Annotated in this window: 26 protein-coding genes; 12 read left to right on the plus strand and 14 right to left on the minus strand. The window is 69.3% G+C overall.

The features are described from left to right. The 3 genes from H7F49_RS12060 to dksA form a co-directional block, all read right to left on the minus strand. Positions 1-1,144 (minus strand): ABC transporter substrate-binding protein (locus H7F49_RS12060; RefSeq protein ID WP_185683854.1); only part of this gene is annotated, 1,144 nt, incomplete at its 3' end. A gap of 170 nt (positions 1,145-1,314) precedes the next feature. Next, complete coding sequence (locus H7F49_RS12065; protein WP_185683855.1) at positions 1,315-1,689, minus strand: PilZ domain-containing protein; 375 nt, start codon at positions 1,687-1,689, stop codon at positions 1,315-1,317. Between the two features lie 163 nt (positions 1,690-1,852). Further along, positions 1,853-2,311, minus strand: a complete 459-nt coding sequence (gene dksA / locus H7F49_RS12070; RefSeq protein ID WP_185683856.1) for an RNA polymerase-binding protein DksA — start codon at positions 2,309-2,311, stop codon at positions 1,853-1,855. A gap of 291 nt (positions 2,312-2,602) precedes the next feature. On the opposite strand from dksA, the gene H7F49_RS12075 reads away from it, so the two are divergent. The 7 genes from H7F49_RS12075 to H7F49_RS12105 all read left to right on the plus strand — a co-directional run bounded on the left by H7F49_RS12075 (position 2,603) and on the right by H7F49_RS12105 (position 8,570). After that, positions 2,603-2,941 (plus strand): SEL1-like repeat protein, encoded by a 339-nt coding sequence (locus H7F49_RS12075; protein ID WP_235982120.1) that lies wholly within the window; start codon positions 2,603-2,605, stop codon positions 2,939-2,941. Positions 2,942-3,094: 153 nt separating this feature from the next. Continuing rightward, on the plus strand, positions 3,095-4,684 hold the full coding sequence (purH, locus tag H7F49_RS12080; protein WP_185683857.1) for a bifunctional phosphoribosylaminoimidazolecarboxamide formyltransferase/IMP cyclohydrolase: 1,590 nt from the start codon (positions 3,095-3,097) through the stop codon (positions 4,682-4,684). A 177-nt stretch (positions 4,685-4,861) separates the two neighbouring features. Beyond that, a complete protein-coding gene (locus H7F49_RS12085; RefSeq protein ID WP_185683858.1) occupies positions 4,862-5,020 on the plus strand; it encodes a hypothetical protein in 159 nt (52 codons plus the stop codon). A 101-nt stretch (positions 5,021-5,121) separates the two neighbouring features. Continuing rightward, positions 5,122-5,757: a peptide-methionine (S)-S-oxide reductase MsrA gene (gene msrA, locus H7F49_RS12090; RefSeq protein ID WP_328806715.1), complete on the plus strand. Its 636-nt coding sequence runs from the start codon at positions 5,122-5,124 to the stop codon at positions 5,755-5,757. A 38-nt stretch (positions 5,758-5,795) separates the two neighbouring features. Then, entirely contained in the window at positions 5,796-6,308 is a 513-nt protein-coding gene (locus H7F49_RS12095; RefSeq protein ID WP_185683859.1) for a Fur family transcriptional regulator, read from the plus strand. 10 nt (positions 6,309-6,318) lie between these two features. After that, positions 6,319-8,253 (plus strand): 1-deoxy-D-xylulose-5-phosphate synthase, encoded by a 1,935-nt coding sequence (dxs, locus tag H7F49_RS12100; protein WP_185683860.1) that lies wholly within the window; start codon positions 6,319-6,321, stop codon positions 8,251-8,253. Next, complete coding sequence (locus tag H7F49_RS12105) at positions 8,253-8,570, plus strand: hypothetical protein (protein ID WP_185683861.1); 318 nt, start codon at positions 8,253-8,255, stop codon at positions 8,568-8,570. The genes dxs and H7F49_RS12105 overlap by 1 nt, the downstream gene beginning before the upstream one ends. A gap of 37 nt (positions 8,571-8,607) precedes the next feature. Here H7F49_RS12105 and H7F49_RS12110 read toward each other — a convergent pair whose 3' ends face one another. Then, on the minus strand, positions 8,608-8,898 hold the full coding sequence (locus H7F49_RS12110) for a hypothetical protein (RefSeq protein ID WP_185683862.1): 291 nt from the start codon (positions 8,896-8,898) through the stop codon (positions 8,608-8,610). Between the two features lie 179 nt (positions 8,899-9,077). Here H7F49_RS12110 and H7F49_RS12115 point away from each other — a divergent pair, with 179 nt between their 5' ends. From H7F49_RS12115 to H7F49_RS12130, 4 genes are all read left to right on the plus strand, one after another. Beyond that, positions 9,078-9,506, plus strand: a complete 429-nt coding sequence (locus H7F49_RS12115) for a CBS domain-containing protein (RefSeq protein WP_185683863.1) — start codon at positions 9,078-9,080, stop codon at positions 9,504-9,506. Positions 9,507-9,593: 87 nt separating this feature from the next. Continuing rightward, entirely contained in the window at positions 9,594-9,926 is a 333-nt protein-coding gene (erpA, locus tag H7F49_RS12120) for an iron-sulfur cluster insertion protein ErpA (protein WP_185683864.1), read from the plus strand. After that, complete coding sequence (gene xth / locus H7F49_RS12125) at positions 9,926-10,717, plus strand: exodeoxyribonuclease III (protein ID WP_235982121.1); 792 nt, start codon at positions 9,926-9,928, stop codon at positions 10,715-10,717. Before erpA ends, xth begins: the two co-directional genes overlap by 1 nt. A gap of 25 nt (positions 10,718-10,742) precedes the next feature. Further along, on the plus strand, positions 10,743-11,225 hold the full coding sequence (locus tag H7F49_RS12130; protein WP_185683865.1) for a hypothetical protein: 483 nt from the start codon (positions 10,743-10,745) through the stop codon (positions 11,223-11,225). Here the strand turns inward: H7F49_RS12130 and H7F49_RS12135 are convergent. The 10 genes from H7F49_RS12135 to H7F49_RS12175 form a co-directional block, all read right to left on the minus strand. Continuing rightward, positions 11,216-11,824 carry a cell wall hydrolase gene (locus H7F49_RS12135; RefSeq protein ID WP_185683866.1) on the minus strand — a complete coding sequence of 203 codons (609 nt, stop codon included), beginning with the start codon at positions 11,822-11,824 and terminating at the stop codon, positions 11,216-11,218. The genes H7F49_RS12130 and H7F49_RS12135 overlap by 10 nt on opposite strands. Positions 11,825-12,018: 194 nt before the next feature. Beyond that, the gene (locus tag H7F49_RS12140; RefSeq protein ID WP_185683867.1) at positions 12,019-12,378 is read right to left on the minus strand and encodes a DUF1491 family protein; all 360 of its coding nucleotides are present in this window, start codon (positions 12,376-12,378) and stop codon (positions 12,019-12,021) included. Further along, positions 12,371-12,853, minus strand: a complete 483-nt coding sequence (locus H7F49_RS12145; RefSeq protein WP_185683868.1) for a PaaI family thioesterase — start codon at positions 12,851-12,853, stop codon at positions 12,371-12,373. The genes H7F49_RS12140 and H7F49_RS12145 overlap by 8 nt, the downstream gene beginning before the upstream one ends. A 58-nt stretch (positions 12,854-12,911) precedes the next feature. Then, complete coding sequence (locus tag H7F49_RS12150) at positions 12,912-13,373, minus strand: PTS sugar transporter subunit IIA (RefSeq protein ID WP_185683869.1); 462 nt, start codon at positions 13,371-13,373, stop codon at positions 12,912-12,914. A 152-nt stretch (positions 13,374-13,525) separates the two neighbouring features. Next, on the minus strand, positions 13,526-14,092 hold the full coding sequence (gene hpf, locus H7F49_RS12155; protein ID WP_185683870.1) for a ribosome hibernation-promoting factor, HPF/YfiA family: 567 nt from the start codon (positions 14,090-14,092) through the stop codon (positions 13,526-13,528). Positions 14,093-14,110: 18 nt separating this feature from the next. Next, entirely contained in the window at positions 14,111-14,800 is a 690-nt protein-coding gene (dnaQ, locus tag H7F49_RS12160) for a DNA polymerase III subunit epsilon (RefSeq protein ID WP_185683871.1), read from the minus strand. Between the two features lie 88 nt (positions 14,801-14,888). After that, entirely contained in the window at positions 14,889-15,479 is a 591-nt protein-coding gene (coaE, locus tag H7F49_RS12165) for a dephospho-CoA kinase (RefSeq protein ID WP_328806705.1), read from the minus strand. 46 nt (positions 15,480-15,525) lie between these two features. Then, positions 15,526-16,401 (minus strand): shikimate dehydrogenase family protein, encoded by an 876-nt coding sequence (locus tag H7F49_RS12170; protein ID WP_328806707.1) that lies wholly within the window; start codon positions 16,399-16,401, stop codon positions 15,526-15,528. Next, positions 16,398-16,982, minus strand: a complete 585-nt coding sequence (locus H7F49_RS19565; RefSeq protein WP_235982122.1) for a Maf family protein — start codon at positions 16,980-16,982, stop codon at positions 16,398-16,400. Before H7F49_RS19565 ends, H7F49_RS12170 begins: the two co-directional genes overlap by 4 nt. 53 nt (positions 16,983-17,035) lie before the next feature. Continuing rightward, a complete protein-coding gene (locus H7F49_RS12175) occupies positions 17,036-17,881 on the minus strand; it encodes a pyruvate, water dikinase regulatory protein (protein ID WP_185683874.1) in 846 nt (281 codons plus the stop codon). Positions 17,882-18,222: 341 nt separating this feature from the next. On the opposite strand from H7F49_RS12175, the gene hemE reads away from it, so the two are divergent. Continuing rightward, positions 18,223-19,251 (plus strand): uroporphyrinogen decarboxylase, encoded by a 1,029-nt coding sequence (hemE, locus tag H7F49_RS12180; RefSeq protein ID WP_185683875.1) that lies wholly within the window; start codon positions 18,223-18,225, stop codon positions 19,249-19,251.

Below are 19,251 nucleotides of genomic sequence, written 5' to 3' on the forward strand. Positions count from 1 at the left end.
AAGCCTCGGCCCGGCGCGCCTCGAGCGGCCAGCCGGTCCAGACCGGCGGAGCGGCAGTGGGCGGCGGCGCGCCGCCGGTTGAGGCCGCGCCGGCCGCCCCGGCAAGGGCGCCGACGGTCGCCGCCGGAGCGGGCACGATCCGCGCCGCAGCGGTCCAGCCGGCCAGGCCGATCGCCCCGGCCAGGGCATCGCGATCGATCGCCATGCTCAGCGCCTCGCGGAACTCGGGCGCGGCGAGCGGTCCGGTGTCACTGACCACCGCCAGCCCGAACAGTCCCGCCGCCGGATCGATCTGCAAGGCCCGCCGCGACAGTCCGGCCGCCGCCTGACCCAGCGGCAGATCGGCAAACCGTCCGCCCAGGACCACGGCCACATCGCCGCGCGTGAAGGCCTCGGTCGCGGCGCGGGCGGTCAGGGCATGCAGCCGCACCGCGCGGCTGGGCGCGTCCTCGTCACTGAGCGGGGGCAGTCCGAGCCGCCGGGGCGGGATCTCGACCAGCCGGAGGACTCCGGTTCCGGACGGGCGGCCCGAGCCGTCGCCCCGCGTCGCACCCTCTCCGCGCTTGCTATCACTCCCCTGGCCGGGACGGCCCCGGACGATTTCGAACGGGCCGCTCCCCTGCTGGCGCAGGCGCAGCGCAAGTTCCGGCTGGGCCAGCAGCTGGAGCAATTCGGGGACGGGCCGGGCCAGGCGCAGTTCCAGCACCCGGTCGGTCATCACGCGCACCTCGGCGATGTCGGCCAGATCGAGACCCAGGGTGGTGCCTTGCAGGCCGGCCAGGGCCTGGCGCAGCGCGCGGGCGACGTTCTGGCTGTTCAGCGGGGCCCCGCCGGGCCAGGTGCCATCGCGCAGGCGAAAGATGTAGCTGTCGCCATCGTCGGTCACGATCCAGCGATCGGCCAGGGCGGGAACCACCTGGCCCTGGGCATCGAGCGCCACCAGACCCTGGGCCGTGGCGGCCTGGACCAGTTGCGCGGCCGGCCCCAGTCGCCCGCCCTGGTCCAGCAGGGCCGACGGCGCGCCGATCACCGCGACATCGAGCGCGCGATCATCATCGGACTGACAGGCGCCCAGCAGGGCGGCGAGGGACAGCAACGGTCCCATTCGCCGGACGGCACCGCTGAACCCGGGGTGGAAGCGCATGACGCATGGGGTAGGCGGGGGCGCGGCAGGGGGCAAGTCCGAAGCGGCCACGGCAGGGACCAAGCGGTCATGGCGGGGGCGGCGGGCTAGCCGGCTTGGGAACGCGGGAATGGGGAAACGGAGGACCGGGGGAACGGGGGACCGGGGCCGCGCGCGGCCGGACCGTCGGGTCAGATGACCTTGCGCACCGGCCCGCTGGACATCTGCGGCACGCCCGACAGGAGCTTGCGGCGGAAGGCTTCGTCGGGATCGGGCTGGGCCGGAAGCGGGGCGCGCGCTTGGGTGACGTCGATCTCTCGGACAAAGGCCACGCCGAAGCGGTTGCCCTGGACCCAGGCAACCGAGCCATCGACCCAGCCGACCTTGCGCAGGCTGACGCAGATCGCATCGCCACGGCCGACCGGTACGTCGCCTTCGGCCATCATCCCGCCGGAGGACAGATTGCGGACCTTGACCCGGTAATCCACCGGCTGACCCGCCAGGCGCAGGTCTGCCAGGATGAACAGGCTGTCACGCGAGATATGTCGGTTGTCGCCGTCGCCCATCGTACCACTTGCGTCCCATGACCTGATCACGTGTCGATTGCCGACATCGTGCGCATCGTTGTGACGGGAATACTGCTGGAAAGCAAACAAGCGGTTAACGATTGTAGCCGTTTGTACCCGGGCTTTTGCCGCGGCCGGCGGGCCGGATCACCGGCAGGCCGAATCAGTCGTCGCGCGAGATCTTCTCGCGCCGCTCGTGCGCTTCCTGCGCCTCGACGGTCATGGTTGCGATCGGACGGGCGATCAACCGGCCCAGACCGATCGGTTCGCCGGTGACCTCGCAGTAGCCGTATTCGCCCTCCTCGATCCGGCGCAGGGCCGAGTCGATCTTGGCGATCAGCTTGCGCTGGCGGTCGCGGGTGCGCAGTTCGATGCCCCAGTCGGTTTCGCTCGAGGCGCGGTCATTCAGATCGGGCTCGCGAATCGGGCCATCCTGCAATTGCTGCAGGGTATCGGCCGATGATTCGTGGATCGCCTTCTTCCAGGCCTGCAGCAGGCGCCGGAAATAGTCGAGCTGGGCATCGTTCATGTAGGGCTCGTCGGCCTGGGGCGAATAGTCCCCCGCGATCGACCGCTTCGCCTTGACCAGAATGTCGATGTCGTCAGCGACCGAAGTGGGCATGGGAATCGTGTGCTCCAGACCAGAAACCGCGGGCCTGCCGATGGCCCCGGATGCTTCGGACGGGGCCGCCAGCCAAGTTGAGCGCGCCTATAAGAGCCGCGCCCGTTCCGCACAAGCGCAATGATCCCGCCCCGGTGCCGCCCTGCTCCCGCTGGTCTCCCGGCTCGCAGCAACCAGGGGCGGCAGGACATCGATGGTCTTAACCTTTTGTTGACCATCCTCCTTCAGCTTGCCTCCAGAGGGCCGATGATCGGGGGACCGATCGGCCGCAGTTTCTTGGGGGTAATCACTATGGGTGCAAACTGGATCAGGCCGGTCGACGTCGCACCGGCGGTCGTGTCCGTCACACCGGAGGCCGATCTGCTGGTCGCCACCTGCCTCGCCGCGGCTTCGGCCGGCGAGATCAGCGCCTACTTCGATCTGGGCGTGGCCTATTCGACCGGCAGCCACGGGGCCCCGGTCGATCTGGTCGAGGCGCACAAGTGGTTCAACCTGGCGGCCGTGGCCGGCTACGAGGATGCCGCCCAGTGCCGCGCCGACGTGGCCGAGGAAATGACCGCGCGCGAGATCGCCGAGGCCCAGCGCCGGGCCCGCGAGTGGATCGCCGCCGGATCGCGCGCCGCCGCCTGATCCGGCCACCGGCTGATCCGCCTACCAGCCGACAGGCGCCGCCACGGCGGGCGCAATCCGCAGGTTTGACTGCGGACAGGGCGTGGCCAGCTTGGCCTCGCGCCACGATTTCCCTAAGGGGCCCCGGTCGAAACCACCGCAGGGACCCTCCACATGACCGCCATCACCCTTCGCCGCGCGCTGCTCTCCGTTTCGGACAAGGCGGGGCTGGTCGATCTGGGGCGGGCCCTGGCCGCCCGCGGGGTCGAACTCGTGTCGACCGGCGGCACCGCCGGGGCGCTCCGCGAGGCCGGACTGGCGGTCAAGGACATCTCCGAGCTGACCGGCTTTCCCGAGATGATGGACGGCCGGGTCAAGACCCTTCATCCCAAGGTCCACGGCGGGCTGCTGGCCGTGCGCGACAACCCCGAACATGCCGCCGCCATGGCCGAGCACGCGATCGGCGCGATCGATCTGGTGGTGGTGAACCTCTATCCGTTCGAGGCCACCGTGGCCAAGGGCGCCGCCCGTGACGAGATCATCGAGAACATCGACATCGGCGGGCCGAGCATGGTCCGCTCGGCGGCGAAGAACCACGCCTACGTGACAATCGTCACCGATCCGGCCGACTACCCGGCGCTGCTGGCCGAGCTGGAGGCGGGCGACGGTGCGACCGGCTACGACTTCCGCCGCCGCATGGCCGGCAAGGCCTATGCCGCCACGGCCGCTTACGATTCGATGATCTCGCAGTGGTTCGCCTTCGCCGATCAGGGCGAAACCTTCCCCGAGACGCTGGCGATCACCGGCCGCCGGGCGACGACGCTGCGCTATGGCGAGAATCCGCACCAGGCCGCGGCGCTCTACACCCCGGTCGGCCCGCACAGCCGCGGCATCGCCCAGGCCGAACAGGTCCAGGGCAAGGAGCTGTCCTACAACAACTACAACGATGCCGATGCCGCGCTGGAGCTGTGCGCGGAATTCAGGGGCCAGGACCCCGCGGTGGTGATCGTGAAGCACGCCAACCCCTGCGGCGTGGCCCAGGGCGCCAGCCTGCTCGAGGCGTGGCACGGCGCGCTGCAGTGCGATTCGGTCTCGGCCTTCGGCGGCATCGTCGCGGTGAACCGCGAACTGGACGGCGCGACCGCCGCGGCGATCTGCGAGATCTTCACCGAGGTGGTGGTCGCACCCTCGGCCACGCCCGAGGCGCTGGCCGCCTTCGCCCGCAAGAAGAACCTGCGCCTGCTGCTGACCGGCGATCTGCCCGATCCGCGGCGGCCGGGCCTGCAGGTCAAGCCGATCACCGGCGGCCTGCTGGTGCAGACCCGCGACAATGGGGCTATCTCAGCCTCCGATCTCAAGGTCGTCACCCAGCGCGCGCCGACCGAACAGGAACTGAAGGACTGCCTGTTCGCCTGGACCGTGGCGCGCCACGTCAAGTCGAACGCGATCGTCTATGCCAAGGACGGGATCACCGCCGGTATCGGGGCCGGGCAGATGAACCGCCGCGACAGTTCGCGCATCGCGGCGACCAAGGCGGCCGAAGCGGCGCAGACCTATGGCTGGGCGCAATCGCGCACGGTCGGCTCGGCCGTGGCGTCGGACGCCTTCTTCCCCTTTGCCGACGGCCTGCTGGCAGCGGCGGAAGCGGGCGCCACCGCCGTGATCCAGCCGGGCGGATCGATCCGCGACGACGAGGTCATCGCGGCGGCCGATGCGGCGGGCCTGGCGATGGTCTTCACCGGGATGCGCCATTTCCGCCACTGATCCCGCCCCCGGAGCGCGAGGAGGACGCGGGGAGGACGCGGGAAGCAAGCGAGGCCCAACGGTTCGTCGCACCCAACCCGCGCTTCGCCGCAACGCAGCATGGCGGTCACACTCCGGAAACCCTATGTTCCCCACGCGGCGCATTCCCGTTCCGCATCCTCGCGAGTTGCCGCCACCATGGGCCTGTTCCAAGCCGACCTGATCCGCTCCTTCGCCGTGGGCTTTGTCCTGGGCGCCATCGGACTGTTCGTGGCAATGGGATCGGGCGCCGAGGACATGGGCAATGCGATGGTGCCGCATGCCGTGGCGGCCCCCGCCCAGCCCGACCAGCCGTGACGCGCCGGACGGCTCAAACGCCATCCGCTCCCGGGCGCCGCCTGGCTGCCCTGACCACCATCGCTGCCGCCACCGCACCGGCCCTGATCGGACTCGCCCTCATCGCACTGGCCCTGATCGGGGCGCGACCCGCCGCGGCCGAACCCTATGCGCCGGCGGCGCGGGTTGTCGCGGACGAGGGCCCGGGCCTGCAGACCGCGCTGTTCGCCGGCGGATGCTTCTGGGGCATCGAGGCGGTGTTCAGCCATGTCCGCGGCGTACAGAGCGTGGTCTCGGGCTATCACGGCGGCACGGTTCGCGCGCCCGGCTACGAGGACGTGTCGAGCGGACGCACCGGCCATGCCGAAACCGTCAGGGTCCGCTACGATCCGCGGGTGGTCCGCTATGACCAGTTGCTGCGGGTGTTCTTCTCGGTCGGGGCCGATCCGACCCTGCTCAACCGCCAGGGCCCGGACGTGGGCACCCAGTACCGCTCGGCGCTGATCCCGCTCAACGAGGCCCAGCGCCGCATGGCCCAGGCCTATCTCGCCCAGCTGGGCCAGTCCGGCCTGTGGCAGAATCCGATCGTCACCCGGATCGAGCCCTATCGCACGTTCTACCCGGCCGAGGCCTATCATCAGGACTTCGCCGCCGAAAACCCGCTGCACGGCTACATCCGCCGGTGGGACGCGCCCAAGATCGAGGCGCTCAAGCGCCAGTTCCCGCAACTGTACAAGTCGGCCTTCACCCGCGGCTAGGTCGTGACTATCTTGCCGGGATGAAGCATCATCGCGGCATGACGGGACATCATCATCACGAACACTCGGGCACGGGCCTGATCGAGGCCGCCCGCGGCGCCCTGCTGGCGGCCGACGAGCAGTGGACCGACATGCGCGCCGATGTCTTCACGGCGCTGGCCGGGCAGACTCGGCCGGTGTCCGCCTATGACGTGGCGGACCGGGTCACGGCCACGCGGGGCAAGCGGGTGGCGGCCAACAGCGTCTACCGCATCCTCGACCTGTTCGTGCGGACCAACCTGGCCCGCCGGATCGAGAGCGCCAACGCCTATGTCGCCAATCCCCATCCGGGTTGCCGGCACGATTGTATGTTCCTGATCTGCGACGCCTGCGGCAGCGCCACCCATGTCGACGACGACCGGCTGGCCGCCACGCTGCACGAGGCGGCGCAGCGCGCCGGCTTTGCCGAGGTGCGCCCGGTGATCGAGCTGCGCGGCATCTGCGCGCACTGTTCAGGCGAGGGAATCACACCAAGGGTCGAGGCAATCGACTCGCCGGGATCGAGCGTGTAAGCCCCGTTCGATGAATGCCAACTCGTCCCCCGCTCCGGCGACTCCGCTGCTCGATACCGTCACCCTGCCGGAGGATCTGCGCAAGCTCCCCGTCGGCCAGCTCAAGCAGCTTGCCGACGAGTTGCGGGCCGAGATGATCGCCGCCGTCGGCCAGACCGGCGGACACCTCGGTTCGGGCCTGGGCGTGGTCGAGCTGACCGTGGCGATCCACTATGTGTTCGATACGCCGCGCGACCGGCTGATCTGGGACGTCGGCCACCAGGCCTATCCGCACAAGATCCTGACCGGGCGGCGGGACCGCATCCGCACGATCCGCCAGGGCGGCGGCCTGTCCGGCTTCACCAAGCGCAGCGAAAGCGAATACGATCCGTTCGGCACGGCCCATTCGTCCACGTCGATTTCGGCCGCACTGGGCTTTGCCGTGGCCAACAAGCTGGCCGGACAGCCGGGCAAGGGCATCGCCGTGATCGGGGACGGGGCGATGAGCGCGGGCATGGCCTATGAGGCGATGAACAACGCCCATGCCGCGGGCAATCGCCTGATCGTGATCCTGAACGACAACGACATGTCGATCGCCCCGCCGGTGGGTGGGCTGTCCGCCTATCTCGCGCGGCTCGTCTCGTCGCGGCCGTTCCTGGGCCTGCGCGACACGCTGCGGCGCCTGTCGCGGCGCCTGCCCGGACCGCTGCACAAGGCCGCGAAGAAGACCGACGAGTTCGCCCGCGGCATGGCGATGGGCGGCACCCTGTTCGAGGAGCTGGGCTTCTACTACGTCGGCCCCGTGGACGGTCACAATCTGGAGCACCTGATCCCGGTGCTGGAGAACGTGCGCGACGCCGCCGAGGGCCCCTGCCTGATCCACGTGGTGACCAAGAAGGGCAAGGGCTATGCCCCGGCCGAGGCGGCCGCCGACAAGTACCACGGGGTGCAGAAGTTCGATGTCATCACCGGCGAACAGGTGAAGAGCGCCGGCGGCCCGCCGAGCTACACCAACGTCTTCGCCCAGGCCCTGGTCGCCGAGGCCGAGCGCGATCCGACGGTCTGCGCGATCACCGCGGCCATGCCTTCGGGGACCGGGATCGACAAGTTCACCAGCCGCTTCCCCGATCGCAGCTTCGACGTGGGCATCGCCGAGCAGCACGCGGTGACCTTCGCCGCCGGCCTGGCCGCCCAGGGCATGCGGCCGTTCTGCGCGATCTATTCCACCTTCCTGCAGCGCGCCTATGACCAGGTGGTGCATGACGTGGCCATCCAGAACCTGCCGGTGCGCTTCGCGATCGACCGCGCCGGGCTGGTCGGGGCCGACGGTGCGACCCATGCCGGATCGTTCGACGTCACCTACCTCGCCTCGCTCCCCAACATGGTGGTCATGGCCGCGGCCGACGAGGCCGAACTGGTGCACATGACGCATACCGCCGCCCTGCATGACAGCGGCCCGATCGCCTTCCGCTACCCGCGCGGAAACGGGGTGGGGGTGCCGATGCCGGCGGTGCCCGAGCGGCTGGAGATCGGCAAGGGCCGGATTGTCCGCCAGGGCAGCAAGGTGGCGCTGCTGTCGCTCGGCACGCGGCTGGCCGAGGCGCTCAAGGCGGCCGACCAGCTCGATGCCCGCGGGCTGTCGACCACGGTGGCCGACCTGCGCTTTGCCAAGCCGCTCGACGAGGAGCTGATCCGCCGCCTGATGGCCACGCACGAGGTGGTGGTGACGATCGAGGAAGGATCGATCGGCGGGCTCGGGGCCCATGTCCTGACCCTGGCGAGCGACGAGGGGCTGACCGACGCGGGCCTCAAGATCCGCACCATGCGCCTGCCCGACCTGTTCCAGGACCACGACAGCCCCGACAAGCAGTACGACACGGCCCGGCTCAACGCGCCGCACATTGTCGAGACCGTTCTGGCCGCGCTGCGGCACAACAGCGCGGGGGTCGAGGAGGCCCGCGCCTGATGGCGCCGCCCGACCCGGTTGCTCCCGCTTCAACCCCGCCGGTCGGGGCCGCAGCCCGGCCCGTTCTGCCCCACTGGCAGGCCGCGCTGCTGCGCGGGCTGGTCCTGGTCGGCGCGGTCTTTGCCTTCGGCGGGGCGCTGACGCTGTTTTCGCTGGGCTTGCTGGCCAACGGCCGGGGCATTGCGGCCCTCAATTTCAGCTGGACGATGTTCGGCTTCAGCCTGGCCGCCGGGCTGGCCCAGGCCACGCTGTCGTGGCTGGGCTGTCGTTCGGCCTGGCGCTGGATCGGCGAACGGGAAGGGGCGCGGGGCAACTGACCCGGCCGCGCCGCCGCGCGATCAGGCGTGCTCGGGCTCAGGTATCGTCGGAGAGGGGATCGATCACCGCGGCATCGTGCCCGGTCCCGCTCGACAGGAAGACCAGCCCCATCAGGGCAACGGTCAGCATGATGGTGCCACCGATGCCCAGCGCGGTGGCGATGTAGAGGTTGATCGAGACCAGGCCGTTCTCCGCGAACAGCCAGGCCAGGATGACCGCAATCACCGCCAGGGTGATCCACCCGGTCAGCCGCATCATCCGCTTGTAGCGGGCCCAGGCGTGGGCCGCGTTGCGGGGATCGTCGAGCGGGGACGGCGGGATGGTCATGCCTGCGCCAATGGGCCAGCCCGCGGCGCCGTGCAATGCCCCTTTCGGGCCGCGCCGCGCCGGACGCGACGAAGCGGGAGCGGCACCGGTTGGGGGTGGCGCTTTGCCGGGGGCCATGGCATCCTTGCCCGGGCAAGGTCCGGCGGAGCTGCGCCGGATCAACAGGGGGAGAGCTGTCCATGACGATTTCCCGTATCATCAGCGGCCAGACCGGATCGCTGGTTTCCGCCACTCCCGACATGAGCGTCCGCGCGGTGATCGCGCTGCTCGCCGAACGGCGGATCGGTGCCCTGCCGATCATGGAGGGCACCCGCGCCGTGGGGATCTTTTCCGAACGCGACGTGCTCTATTGCCTGGCCCGCGACGGGGCCAGCGTGCTCGACCAGCCGGTGCGCGAGGTGATGACCTCGCCGCCGATCACGGTGACGCCGGATACGGCGATCCTGGCGGCCCTGTCGCTGATGACCCGGCGCCGCATCCGGCACCTGCCGGTGGTCGAAGGGGAGCAGGTGGTCGGCTTCGTGTCGATTGGCGATCTGGTCAAGCACCGGATCGACGCGATCCAGCAGGAGGCCGAGGCCATGCGCAGCTATATCCAGATGGCCTGACGCCCCGGGCTGGGCCGAAGGCGCGCGGGACCTTCCGGGGACGGACGGCGTCTTGTCGCGGTCCGCCCCAGGCCCTACATCGGGAGGATGGACCGCACCCCCCTCACCCTCAGCCCCAGTGCCGCGCAGCGCGTGGCCACCATTGCCGCCAAGCAGGGCAAGCCGGCGATCCTCCGGCTCAGCGTGGAGGGCGGCGGCTGCTCGGGCTTCCACTACAAGTTCGGCCTGGCCGACGCCCCCGAGGGCGACGATCTGGTGGTCGAGACCGACGGGGTGCGCCTGGTGGTCGATCCGATGAGCCACGAATTCATCGCCGGTTGCGTGGTCGATTATGTCGAATCGCTCGGCGGCGCGGCGTTCCGGGTGGAAAATCCCAATGCCGCCGCCTCGTGCGGATGCGGATCGAGCTTCGCCGTCTGATGCCGGGACCGACGCTGCGGCTCGCCTCGTTCAACATCAACGGGATCAAGGCGCGGCTGCCCCGGCTGCTCGAATGGCTCGATGAGACGCGCCCGGCGGTCGCCTGCCTGCAGGAAATCAAGACCGCCGACGAGGGCTTTCCCGCGGCCGAGTTCGAGAAGATCGGCTATGGCGCGATCTGGCACGGGCAGAAGGGCTTCAACGGCGTTGCCATGCTGGCCGATGGCCAGCAGCCGGTCGAGGTCCGGCGCGGTCTGGCCGGCGAGCCCGAGGACGAGCATTCGCGCTATCTGGAAGCCGAGGTGTTCGGCCTGCGGATCGCCGGGATCTACCTGCCCAACGGCAATCCGGTGCCCGGCCCCAAGTTCGATTACAAGCTGCGCTGGATGGAGCGTCTGCGCCGCCGCATGGCCGAGATCGCGGCCGAGGAGGTCCCGGCGGCGGTGCTGGGCGATTTCAACGTGATCCCCGAGGACAAGGATGTCTGGGCACCGGCGGCCATGGCCAGCGACGCCCTGATGCAGCCCGAATCGCGCGATGCCTATGCCCGTCTGCTGGGGGATGGCTGGACCGACGCGCTCGACACGCTCAACCCGCGCGGCGGGGTCTGGACCTTCTGGGACTACCAGGCCGGGGCCTGGCAGCGCGACCACGGCTTCCGGATCGACCACGCCCTGCTCTCGCCCGAACTGGCCGACCGGCTGGTCGCCGCCGGGGTCGACAAGGACCACCGCGGCCGCGAAAAGGCCAGCGACCACGCCCCGGTCTGGGTCGAGGTGCGCGCCGACTAGGGCCTTGCCGCCGGAAGGGGGGACGATGTTCGAGGAAACGCAGCGGTTTTCCGCCGTCCTGATCGGAAGCCTGACGGCCTTCACGGGAGGTCTGAGCCTCACCGTCAATCTGGTGGCAAGCCCGCTTCCCTGGTGGGAAGCCGCAGGCGTCGCTGTCCTGCTGTCCCTTGCCGTGTTGGGGTTGCTCGCCCTGTTCCGGCTGCGGACGGTGGTGGATCACACTGCCATCGACATCCGCTTCCAGCCACTCGGGTTGGGGCGACGGATCGCCCGCGATCAGATCGCGACCGCCGCGCCTATCACCTACCGCGCCCTGGCTGATTTCGGCGGCTGGGGCGTCCGTCTGGGCCGCGAGGGATGGATGTACAACATGCGCGGCAACCGGGCCGTCCGGATCGAGAGTCGGGACGGCACGGTCACCTTCATCGGGTCGGGACAACCCGAGGCGCTGCTGGCTGCCCTGCGGGCCGAGCCGTCACCCGACCCCCGCAGCAGCGATCAGCGATAGAAGATGTGGCTGTCGACCCGGGCCACGCGGGTCAGGTTCCAGCCGGGCGAGACGCGCGCGGCGTGGAAGTAGAGCGCGCCTTCGGCGGCGCTCTGCCAGGTGCCTTCGTGCGCGATGCGCGCCACGGCGGCGGCGGTCTTCCAGCCGCGCGAGGTGCGGCTGACCACCGGCATGGCGTTGCCACGGACGAACGAGAACTGCGCGTGCTGGAACACCACGCCGCAGTACGAGGCGGGGAAGCGGCCCGAGCGGGCGCGGTTGACGATCACCCGGCCGACGGCAAGCTGGCCTTCCAGGGTTTCGCTCTTGGCTTCGAAATAGATCGCGCCGGCCAGGCATTCGAGCTCACGCGGGAGTTCGGCGACCGGCTGTGCGGCGACCAGTTCGGCCAGGGTGTCACGATCGAGTGCGGTATCGGCACCCAGCGGAGCCTCCGCCGTATCGGGTGCGGTGATTTCGGGTTCAGCCGCGAGAGCCTGAGCTGCGATCTGCGGGGTTCGGTCTTGGGCGACCGCGCCGGAACCTTCGGCGCCAATCAGCATGAAGGAAAGGGCCAGCACCGTGCTGAAGGCGCCGGACATGCGAAGCGAATAACTCATCTAACCGTCTTTATCGGCGGTTGACAGACCTGCACGGGCGCGGCGGTGATCTGGTCAGGCCTTGGCCCGATCTGTCCCACCCCGGAAAACCCGCCGGTTGTCCCCCGTCTGCGTGCCAGCCGGTGAGCCCTGTGCCCCCATGGCCGCCTGCGCGTGAAAAGGTCCGGGGCCTTTGATGTTGCAATGCAGCAGTGTCAACCCGTCGCGATAGACGATCCGATGAACCGTTCGCCGTTCGGGATATCCAGTTCAACTATCCACAGGTCCGGATCCTGTTGACGACGCCGATCGAGCCAGTCCGCGAAGTCCTGTCGATTGTCTGTCGACTCCCGCCGCGCAACTGTCCAGACGCGACCGCCATCGGGACTGGGCATTCGCTCCATTGCTTTGGAATCATTGCCTTTATTAGTAAGAACGACCAGCAGGGACCCGCTGTCGGGCTCACCCTTGGCCAGGACTATGGCGAAGCCGCCCTCGGCCTGGACCCGGCGCAGCAGGCCGCTCACCTCGAGCTGGGTGGGCAGGCGCGGCGCCGGTTCGGCCCGATCAGTCAATCCGGTAGCCCGGCAGGCCGGACAGGGCGATGCGGCTGCGCATGAAGGTGCCGGTGCCGCGGCCGATCTCCTCGCCCGTGTGATCGACCAGCCGCGATTCGGCCACGAGCACGCGCCGCCGGCCGCTGATCCAGCGTCCTTCGGCCACGACGCGGCCGGAGCGGACCGGTCGAACGAAGTGGAGGTTGAACGAGGTGGTGAGCAGGAAGCGGTCGGTCACCAGGGTGTTGGCGGCATAGAACGCCGCATCGTCGAGCATCTTGAAATAGATCGTGCCGTGCGCCGCTCCGGCGGCATGATGGACCTGACGATCGATCGTGAAGGCAATCCGGGCCGCGCCCTCGCCCAGCACGGTCAGGCGGGATTCGAACAACTGGTTGATCGGAGCCGAGGCATAGAGGCTTTCCAGCGCCCGCCAGTGCACCGAGGCACCCGGGACCGCCCCACCGGACTCCCCGCCGGACGCCCCGGTCATCGCGCCCGTGGCCTCGTGGTCACGGTCCGGATGATCGCCGTCCGGCTCCGCCCCTGGTTCAGGCGGCGTCGCGATCGATGACATTGCAGAGCAGCCCGTAAAGCGCCTCGGGGCCCGGCGCCTGGATCAGGGCCTGGTGCATCCGTTCGTCGCGCATCATGCGCGAGATCGCCGCCAGCGCGTGGAGATGGGCGGCCCCGGCCTGATCGGGCGAGAGCAGCCCGAACACCAGATCGACCGGCAGACCATCAGCCGCGTCGAAGCCGACCGGGGTCTCCAGCCGGAAGAACACGGCGACCGGCCGGGTCAGCCCGTCGATCCGCGCGTGGGGAATGGCCACGCCGCGCCCGAACCCGGTGCTGCCCAGCCGTTCACGTTCCTCGATACGCTCGAGGACATGGGACTGCGGGAGGTTGTAGACCCCGGCGAAGCGGTCGGCGAGCATGCGCAGAATCGCGGGCTTGTCATCGGCACGAACGGTCGCGACCGCGGTGGGATCAAGGGTGAAGAGAGCCGTCATTGCGTGATCGTGTCGCCTGTCTGCGGTCCCGGGCATCATCGCGATGCCCCGGACAGCCATGGTTGGCCGGCCCGTGGTGAGCCGGTCCTCATCCCCCTAGAAAGTGCCCTGACCCTGCCAAGGTCCCGGGCCAACGGACAACGTGGCGCCCGTCAGGACGGTTCGACCCAGCCGATCGACCCATCGCCGCGGCGGTAAACCATATTATGCCGGCCCGTGCCAGCGTTTTTGAACAGCAGCGCATTGGTGTTGCGCAGGTCAAGCATCATCACCGCGTCCGACACGGTCGCCTCGGGCACGTCGACCCGGGTCTCGGCGATGACCAGCGGGGCATCGACGTGAACCTCCTCTGCCTCCGGCTCGGGCTCGGCGAAGACCACGTAGGCGGCCTCTTCCTCGCGCGCGGCGTGGCTCGCCGGAATGTGGTGATCGTGCAGCCGGCGCTTGTAGCGGCGGATCTGCTTGTCGATCTTCTCGGCCGCCTGATCGAAGGCGACATGGGCATCGGGGGCGATTCCCGCACCCTTCAGGATCAGGCCCTGGGTGACGTGGGTGACGATGTCGCAACGAAACATCGAGGCCGGCGCGCGGTTGAAGGTTACCTGGCTCGACAAGGCCCGACTGAAGTACTTGCCGACAATCGCGGTCAGGCGTTCGGAGGCGTGCGTCTGCAGCGCGGCGCCGGTTTCGACCTGGTGACCCGATACGCGAATGTCCATTTCGTCCTTCTCCTTTGCTTACGCGCCGCCGGTCCACAACGGGGTCTTGATCCCTTCGAGGAACGCGGCATGCGCGGCCAGTTCCGCCTCGCTCGCCGCATGCGGACGGGCGGGACGGTAAACGCGCTCGCGGGTGACCACGGTCACCGCGGCAACGATCGGATCGACGGGGCTGCCGGCCAGTTCGAGGCCGATCTGCCGCCCGCCGGTCAATTCGACATAGACCTGGGCCAGCAATTCGGCATCGAGCAGCGCACCATGACGGGTGCGGTGGCTGCGATCGATACCGTAGCGGGTGCAGAGCGCATCGAGCGAGAGCTTGGCGCCGGGATGGCGCACCCGGGCCAGCTTCACCGTATCGATCATGCGCGTCAGGCAGACCGGGGCAAGCCCGCACAGTTCGAGCTCGGCATTGAGAAAGCCGAAGTCGAACCCGGCGTTGTGCGCGACCAGGGGGCTGTCGCCCAGGAAATCGAGCAGTTCGTCGCACGTGTCGGCAAAGCGCGGCTTGTCGGCCAGGAAAGCGGCAGACAGGCCATGGACCGCCTCGGCCTCGGCCGGCATGTCGCGATCGGGATTGAAATAGGCGTGAAAGACGGCCCCGGTCGGCACCCGGTTGACCATTTCGATGCACCCGATCTCGACCAGCCGGTCCCCCTTGCGAGGGTCTAGCCCGGTGGTCTCGGTATCGAAGATGATCTCACGCATTGCTGTTCATATCGGCCTGCCCGGGCCGCTGCGCAAGTGGGTAGTTGGCGAAAGTCGCGTCGTCGGGAGCCCCGCCCGGCGCGCGCGATCAGGCCGGGCCCGCCGCCCCGCGCAGGCGATGGACCAGGGCCTGGACCGCATGGCGGGTTTCGGCCAGCGAGGTGCCGGTATCGATGATGTGATCGGCCCGGGCGCGCTTGTCCGCATCGGGAAGCTGCAGGGCCAGGATCCGGGCGAACTTCTCCTCGGTCATGCCTGGGCGCGCCAGGACCCGGGCGCGCTGGGCCGCCGCCGGGGCCGAGACCACGACCACGGCATCGACCAGATCGGATCCGCCCTTCTCGAACAGCAGGGGAATGTCGAAGACCACGATGGGCGCCCGGGCATGCTCGGCCAGGAAGGCGCGGCGCAGGCGGGCCACTTCCGGATGGACGATCGCCTCCAGGGCGGCCAGGCGGGCCGGATCGCCGAACACCTGGGCGCCCAGCCGGGCGCGATCGACCCCGTCCGGCCCGGTCGTGCCGGGAAAGGCCGCCTCGATCGCCGGCAGCAGCGCCCCGCCGGGCCCCTGCAGCCGGTGGACCGCGGCATCGGCATCGAAGACCGGCACCCCAAGCCCCTGAAACATGGCGGCAACCGCCGATTTGCCCATGCCGATCGAGCCAGTCAGGCCCAACACGAACGGACGCTCCGATCCGGCCGGCGTGTCGCCGGGAAGCACCCGGTCAGACACCGATGATGCTCTGCCGCAGATCGGCATCCCGATCGCGCGGGGGGCGCTGCCCGAAGAAATGGGCAAAGGCATGGTCGGCCTGCCCGATCAGCATGGCCAGACCGTCGATCGTGGCAAAGCCCGCCGCGCGCGCGTCCTGCAGGAACGGCGTGTCGAGCGGGGCCGTGACGATGTCATAGGCGATGCTCCCCGGGGGGGCATGGCTCCAGTCGAAATGCAACGGCGGTTGGCCCGCCATGCCGAGCATGCTGGCATTGACCACCAGGTCGCAGCAGCCCTTGCGGTCATCGAAGGCGAAATCGGTGGGCTGGGCGAAATGGGCGATATCCACCGCGTGATGATCCCGCCCATCGGGCGCATCGGCCGGTGCCAGTTCGTCAAGCAGGGCGCGGGCCTTGCCCGGATCGCGCCCGGCCAGGACGATGACGAAGCCGTGCCCGGCCAGCCCGGCGACAATGGCCCGGGCCGCGCCGCCCGTGCCCAGCACCCGCGCCATGCGGAACAGGTGGCTCGCCGCCAGCACCGGGGCCAGCGGCTCGAGAAAGCCGGGCACGTCGGTGTTGTGGCCCTCGAGCGCCCCGTCCGGCGCGCGCACCACGGTGTTGACCGCGCCGACGCGCCGCGCCAGCGGGTCGATCCGGTCCAGCAGCGGCATGATCGCCTGCTTGTGCGGCATGGTGACGTTGCAGCCGCGCCAGGCGGGATCGGTCCGCCGGGCGGCCAGGTAATCGGCCAGCCCGGCCGGGACGACATGGGTCTGGCGATAATCCGCCGCGATGCCCAGTTCGGCCAGCCAGAACCCGTGAATCAGCGGCGACTTGGACTGGGCGATGGGATCGCCGATCACCTCGGCATAGGGCCGCGTCACGGCACGAGGATTCCGTGCTGGCGCAGCGCCGAGAGCACCGGCAGCAGCGGCATGCCGAGCACGGTGAAGTGACTGCCGTCGATCGCCTCGAACAGTTGCACCCCCAGCGCCTCGATCCGGAACACCCCGACACAGCCGGCGACGGCGGGCCATTCGCGATCGAGATAGCCGGCCAGGAAGTCCTCGCTCAGCCTCCTGACCACCAGCCCGGCCCGGTCGGCATGATCCCACAGCACCTCGCCATCACGCACCAGCGCAGCGGCGCTGTGCAGCTCCAGGGTCCGCCCGGAAAAGAACCGGAGATGCTCGGCCGCCTCGGCCCGGTCGCGCGGCTTGTCGAAGCGGCGCCCGGCGCAGACCACCAGGCTGTCACTGCCGAGCACCGCAGCGCCGGGCCGCCGGGCAGAGACCGCCGCCGCCTTGGCGCGAGCCAGGGTCAGGGCCACGGTGGCGGGGGCGGAATCGGTCAGCGCGGCCTCGATCGCGCGCTCATCGACGGAGGCAGGCTCGGCCGCGTGCGGCACCCCGGCGGCGTCCAGCATGGCGCGGCGCGAGGCGCTCTGACTCGCCAGAATCAGCATGACGGGATCAGCATGGCAGGATCGGCATCACAACGATGGTCCCCGGTTGGACGTCAGATCGGCTTGGCACCGATGTCGGTGCTTTCGCCCCGCGAGCGGTGTTCCTGGTGAAGCCGGATCACCGCCGCGGCGGTCTCTTCGATCGAACGGCGGGTCACGTCAATCACCGGCCAGCCGTTGTCCGCGAACAGCCGCCGGGCAAATTGCACCTCGCGCGAGACGCGGTCCTCGTCGACATAGTCGGTGGTGGGCGCCTGGCTCAGCGACAGCAGCCGGTTGCGTCGGACCTGGATCAGGCGGTCCGGCGCCGTGGTGAGGCCCACCACCAGCGGGCGACGCAGCGAGAACAGCTCCGGGGGAGGCGGGCTTTCCACCACGATCGGAATGTTGGCAACCTTGTAGCCGCGATTGGCAAGGTAGATGCTGGTCGGGGTCTTGGAGGTGCGCGAGACTCCGGCCAGGACGATGTCGGCGTCCTCCCAGTCCTCCCAGGCGATGCCGTCATCGTGCGCGATGGTGAACTGGATCGCATCAACGCGGGCGAAGTAGGCGTCGTTGAGCATGTGCTGGCGTCCGGGTCGCGCCTTGGCCTGCTGGCCCAGCATGTCCTCGAGCACGGCGGTGACCGCATCCAGCGCGGGCACGGTCGGCAATCCCAGCGCGCGGCAGCGCTCCTCCAGCCGCCGGCGGATCTCGGCATTGACCAGGGTGAACAGGACCAGGCCCGGGTTGGCGGCGATTTCCGCCATGATCCGGTCGAGGTGCTGCTGCGAGCGGACCATCGGCCAGAAGTGGCGGATCACGTCGGCATCGTCGAACTGGGCCAGGGCGGCCTTGGCGATCATCTCCAGCGTCTCGCCGGTCGAATCCGACAGCAGATGGAGATGAAGGCGGGTCATCGGCGGCAAGCGGTCCCTGTGCCGGCCCGACAGGGGGGCCTGTGGATAGCCCGAGGCATAAACCACGGGAGGACAGGGCTGACAATCTCGGGGGTGGATTTCATGCCCGTTGCCGGATCCCCGATGCCCCGCTTGTGGACATGTGGACGGCGTTTCCCACAGGCTGGGGACAAGCGGGATAAGTTCCGCTTGACCGCGCAGTGTCCAGAGTCGTTGACACTTCTCCCCTGTTCAGCCCGGGACAATTCTGGCAAGGCTCGGCTGTCCCCGGTTTCCACAGGGCCAACAGAACTCAGAATCCTTTTAAAAGAATCTCTTTTTTATTGATTGGACCCTTCGCGATGCCCGGTCTGCTGCTCGATACCCTGTCCGGAACCAATGCTCGCCGCCGTCCGGTGTGGCTGATGCGGCAAGCGGGCCGCTATCTTCCCGAGTATCGTGAGCTGCGCGCGCAGAAGGGCGGGTTCCTGCCGCTGGTCTATGATTCCGAGGCCGCGGCCGAGATCACCCTGCAGCCGCTGCGGCGCTTCGGCTTCGACGGGGCGATCCTGTTCTCGGACATCCTGATCGTGCCCTATGCCATGGGCCAGGATCTGCAGTTCCTGGCCGGGGAAGGTCCGGCGCTGTCGCCCAAGCTGGTCGATCATGCGCTGACGGGTCTGGAGGCGGTCCCGGAACGGCTCGATCCGATCTATGAGACCGTCCGCCTGGTTCGCGCCGCCCTCACCCCGGATCAGACCATGCTGGGCTTCGCCGGCAGCCCCTGGACCATCGCCACCTACATGGTGAACGGCGAGGGCAGCCGTGACCAGCATGAGACCCGCGCCTATGCCTATCGCGACCGTGCGGCCTTCCAGGCGATCATCGATGCGATCATCACCGTCACGGTCGACTATCTCGAGGGTCAGGCCCAGGCCGGTGCCGAAGCGGTGCAACTGTTCGATTCGTGGGCCGGCAGCCTGGCTCCGGCCGAGTTCGAACGCTGGGTGATCGCCCCCAATGCCGAGATCGTCCGCCGGCTCAAGGCGCGTTGCCCGGACCTGCCGATCATCGGCTTCCCCAAGGGCTCGGGCGAGAAGCTGGCCGCCTATGCGCGTGAGACCGGGGTCGATGCGGTGGGCATCGACGAGACGATCGACCCGCTGTGGGCTGCGCGCGAGCTGCCGGCGGGCATGCCGGTGCAGGGCAACCTCGATCCCCTGCTGCTGCTGGCCGGTGGAGCCGAACTGGAAACCCAGGCGCGGCGCGTGCTCGATGCTTTCGCCGACCGGCCGCACGTGTTCAACCTGGGCCATGGCATCGGCCAGTTCACCCCGATCGACCATGTCGAATCGCTGTTGGCGGTGGTCCGGGGCTGGCAGCGCGGCTAG

Origin of the sequence: Novosphingobium aerophilum (genome assembly GCF_014230305.1) — a bacterium.
GTDB lineage: Bacteria > Pseudomonadota > Alphaproteobacteria > Sphingomonadales > Sphingomonadaceae > Novosphingobium > Novosphingobium aerophilum.

What these genes read in the sequence shown, in the direction of transcription:
- H7F49_RS12115 (WP_185683863.1), top strand. Translation starts at nt 9,078, where the DNA reads ATGACGATTTCCCGTATCATCAGCGGCCAGACCGGATCGCTGGTTTCC.
- erpA (WP_185683864.1), top strand. Translation starts at nt 9,594, where the DNA reads ATGGACCGCACCCCCCTCACCCTCAGCCCCAGTGCCGCGCAGCGCGTG.
- H7F49_RS12150 (WP_185683869.1), bottom strand. Translation starts at nt 13,373, where the DNA reads ATGACGGCTCTCTTCACCCTTGATCCCACCGCGGTCGCGACCGTTCGT.
- H7F49_RS12175 (WP_185683874.1), bottom strand. Translation starts at nt 17,881, where the DNA reads ATGACCCGCCTTCATCTCCATCTGCTGTCGGATTCGACCGGCGAGACG.
- hemE (WP_185683875.1), top strand. Translation starts at nt 18,223, where the DNA reads ATGCCCGGTCTGCTGCTCGATACCCTGTCCGGAACCAATGCTCGCCGC.
- H7F49_RS12065 (WP_185683855.1), bottom strand. Translation starts at nt 1,689, where the DNA reads ATGGGCGACGGCGACAACCGACATATCTCGCGTGACAGCCTGTTCATC.
- H7F49_RS12105 (WP_185683861.1), top strand. Translation starts at nt 8,253, where the DNA reads ATGGCGCCGCCCGACCCGGTTGCTCCCGCTTCAACCCCGCCGGTCGGG.
- H7F49_RS12135 (WP_185683866.1), bottom strand. Translation starts at nt 11,824, where the DNA reads ATGAGTTATTCGCTTCGCATGTCCGGCGCCTTCAGCACGGTGCTGGCC.
- xth (WP_235982121.1), top strand. Translation starts at nt 9,926, where the DNA reads ATGCCGGGACCGACGCTGCGGCTCGCCTCGTTCAACATCAACGGGATC.
- H7F49_RS12145 (WP_185683868.1), bottom strand. Translation starts at nt 12,853, where the DNA reads ATGACCGGGGCGTCCGGCGGGGAGTCCGGTGGGGCGGTCCCGGGTGCC.
- H7F49_RS12130 (WP_185683865.1), top strand. Translation starts at nt 10,743, where the DNA reads ATGTTCGAGGAAACGCAGCGGTTTTCCGCCGTCCTGATCGGAAGCCTG.
- H7F49_RS12110 (WP_185683862.1), bottom strand. Translation starts at nt 8,898, where the DNA reads ATGACCATCCCGCCGTCCCCGCTCGACGATCCCCGCAACGCGGCCCAC.
- hpf (WP_185683870.1), bottom strand. Translation starts at nt 14,092, where the DNA reads ATGGACATTCGCGTATCGGGTCACCAGGTCGAAACCGGCGCCGCGCTG.
- H7F49_RS19565 (WP_235982122.1), bottom strand. Translation starts at nt 16,982, where the DNA reads ATGCTGATTCTGGCGAGTCAGAGCGCCTCGCGCCGCGCCATGCTGGAC.
- dksA (WP_185683856.1), bottom strand. Translation starts at nt 2,311, where the DNA reads ATGCCCACTTCGGTCGCTGACGACATCGACATTCTGGTCAAGGCGAAG.
- dxs (WP_185683860.1), top strand. Translation starts at nt 6,319, where the DNA reads ATGAATGCCAACTCGTCCCCCGCTCCGGCGACTCCGCTGCTCGATACC.
- H7F49_RS12075 (WP_235982120.1), top strand. Translation starts at nt 2,603, where the DNA reads ATGGGTGCAAACTGGATCAGGCCGGTCGACGTCGCACCGGCGGTCGTG.
- purH (WP_185683857.1), top strand. Translation starts at nt 3,095, where the DNA reads ATGACCGCCATCACCCTTCGCCGCGCGCTGCTCTCCGTTTCGGACAAG.
- dnaQ (WP_185683871.1), bottom strand. Translation starts at nt 14,800, where the DNA reads ATGCGTGAGATCATCTTCGATACCGAGACCACCGGGCTAGACCCTCGC.
- H7F49_RS12095 (WP_185683859.1), top strand. Translation starts at nt 5,796, where the DNA reads ATGACGGGACATCATCATCACGAACACTCGGGCACGGGCCTGATCGAG.
- H7F49_RS12085 (WP_185683858.1), top strand. Translation starts at nt 4,862, where the DNA reads ATGGGCCTGTTCCAAGCCGACCTGATCCGCTCCTTCGCCGTGGGCTTT.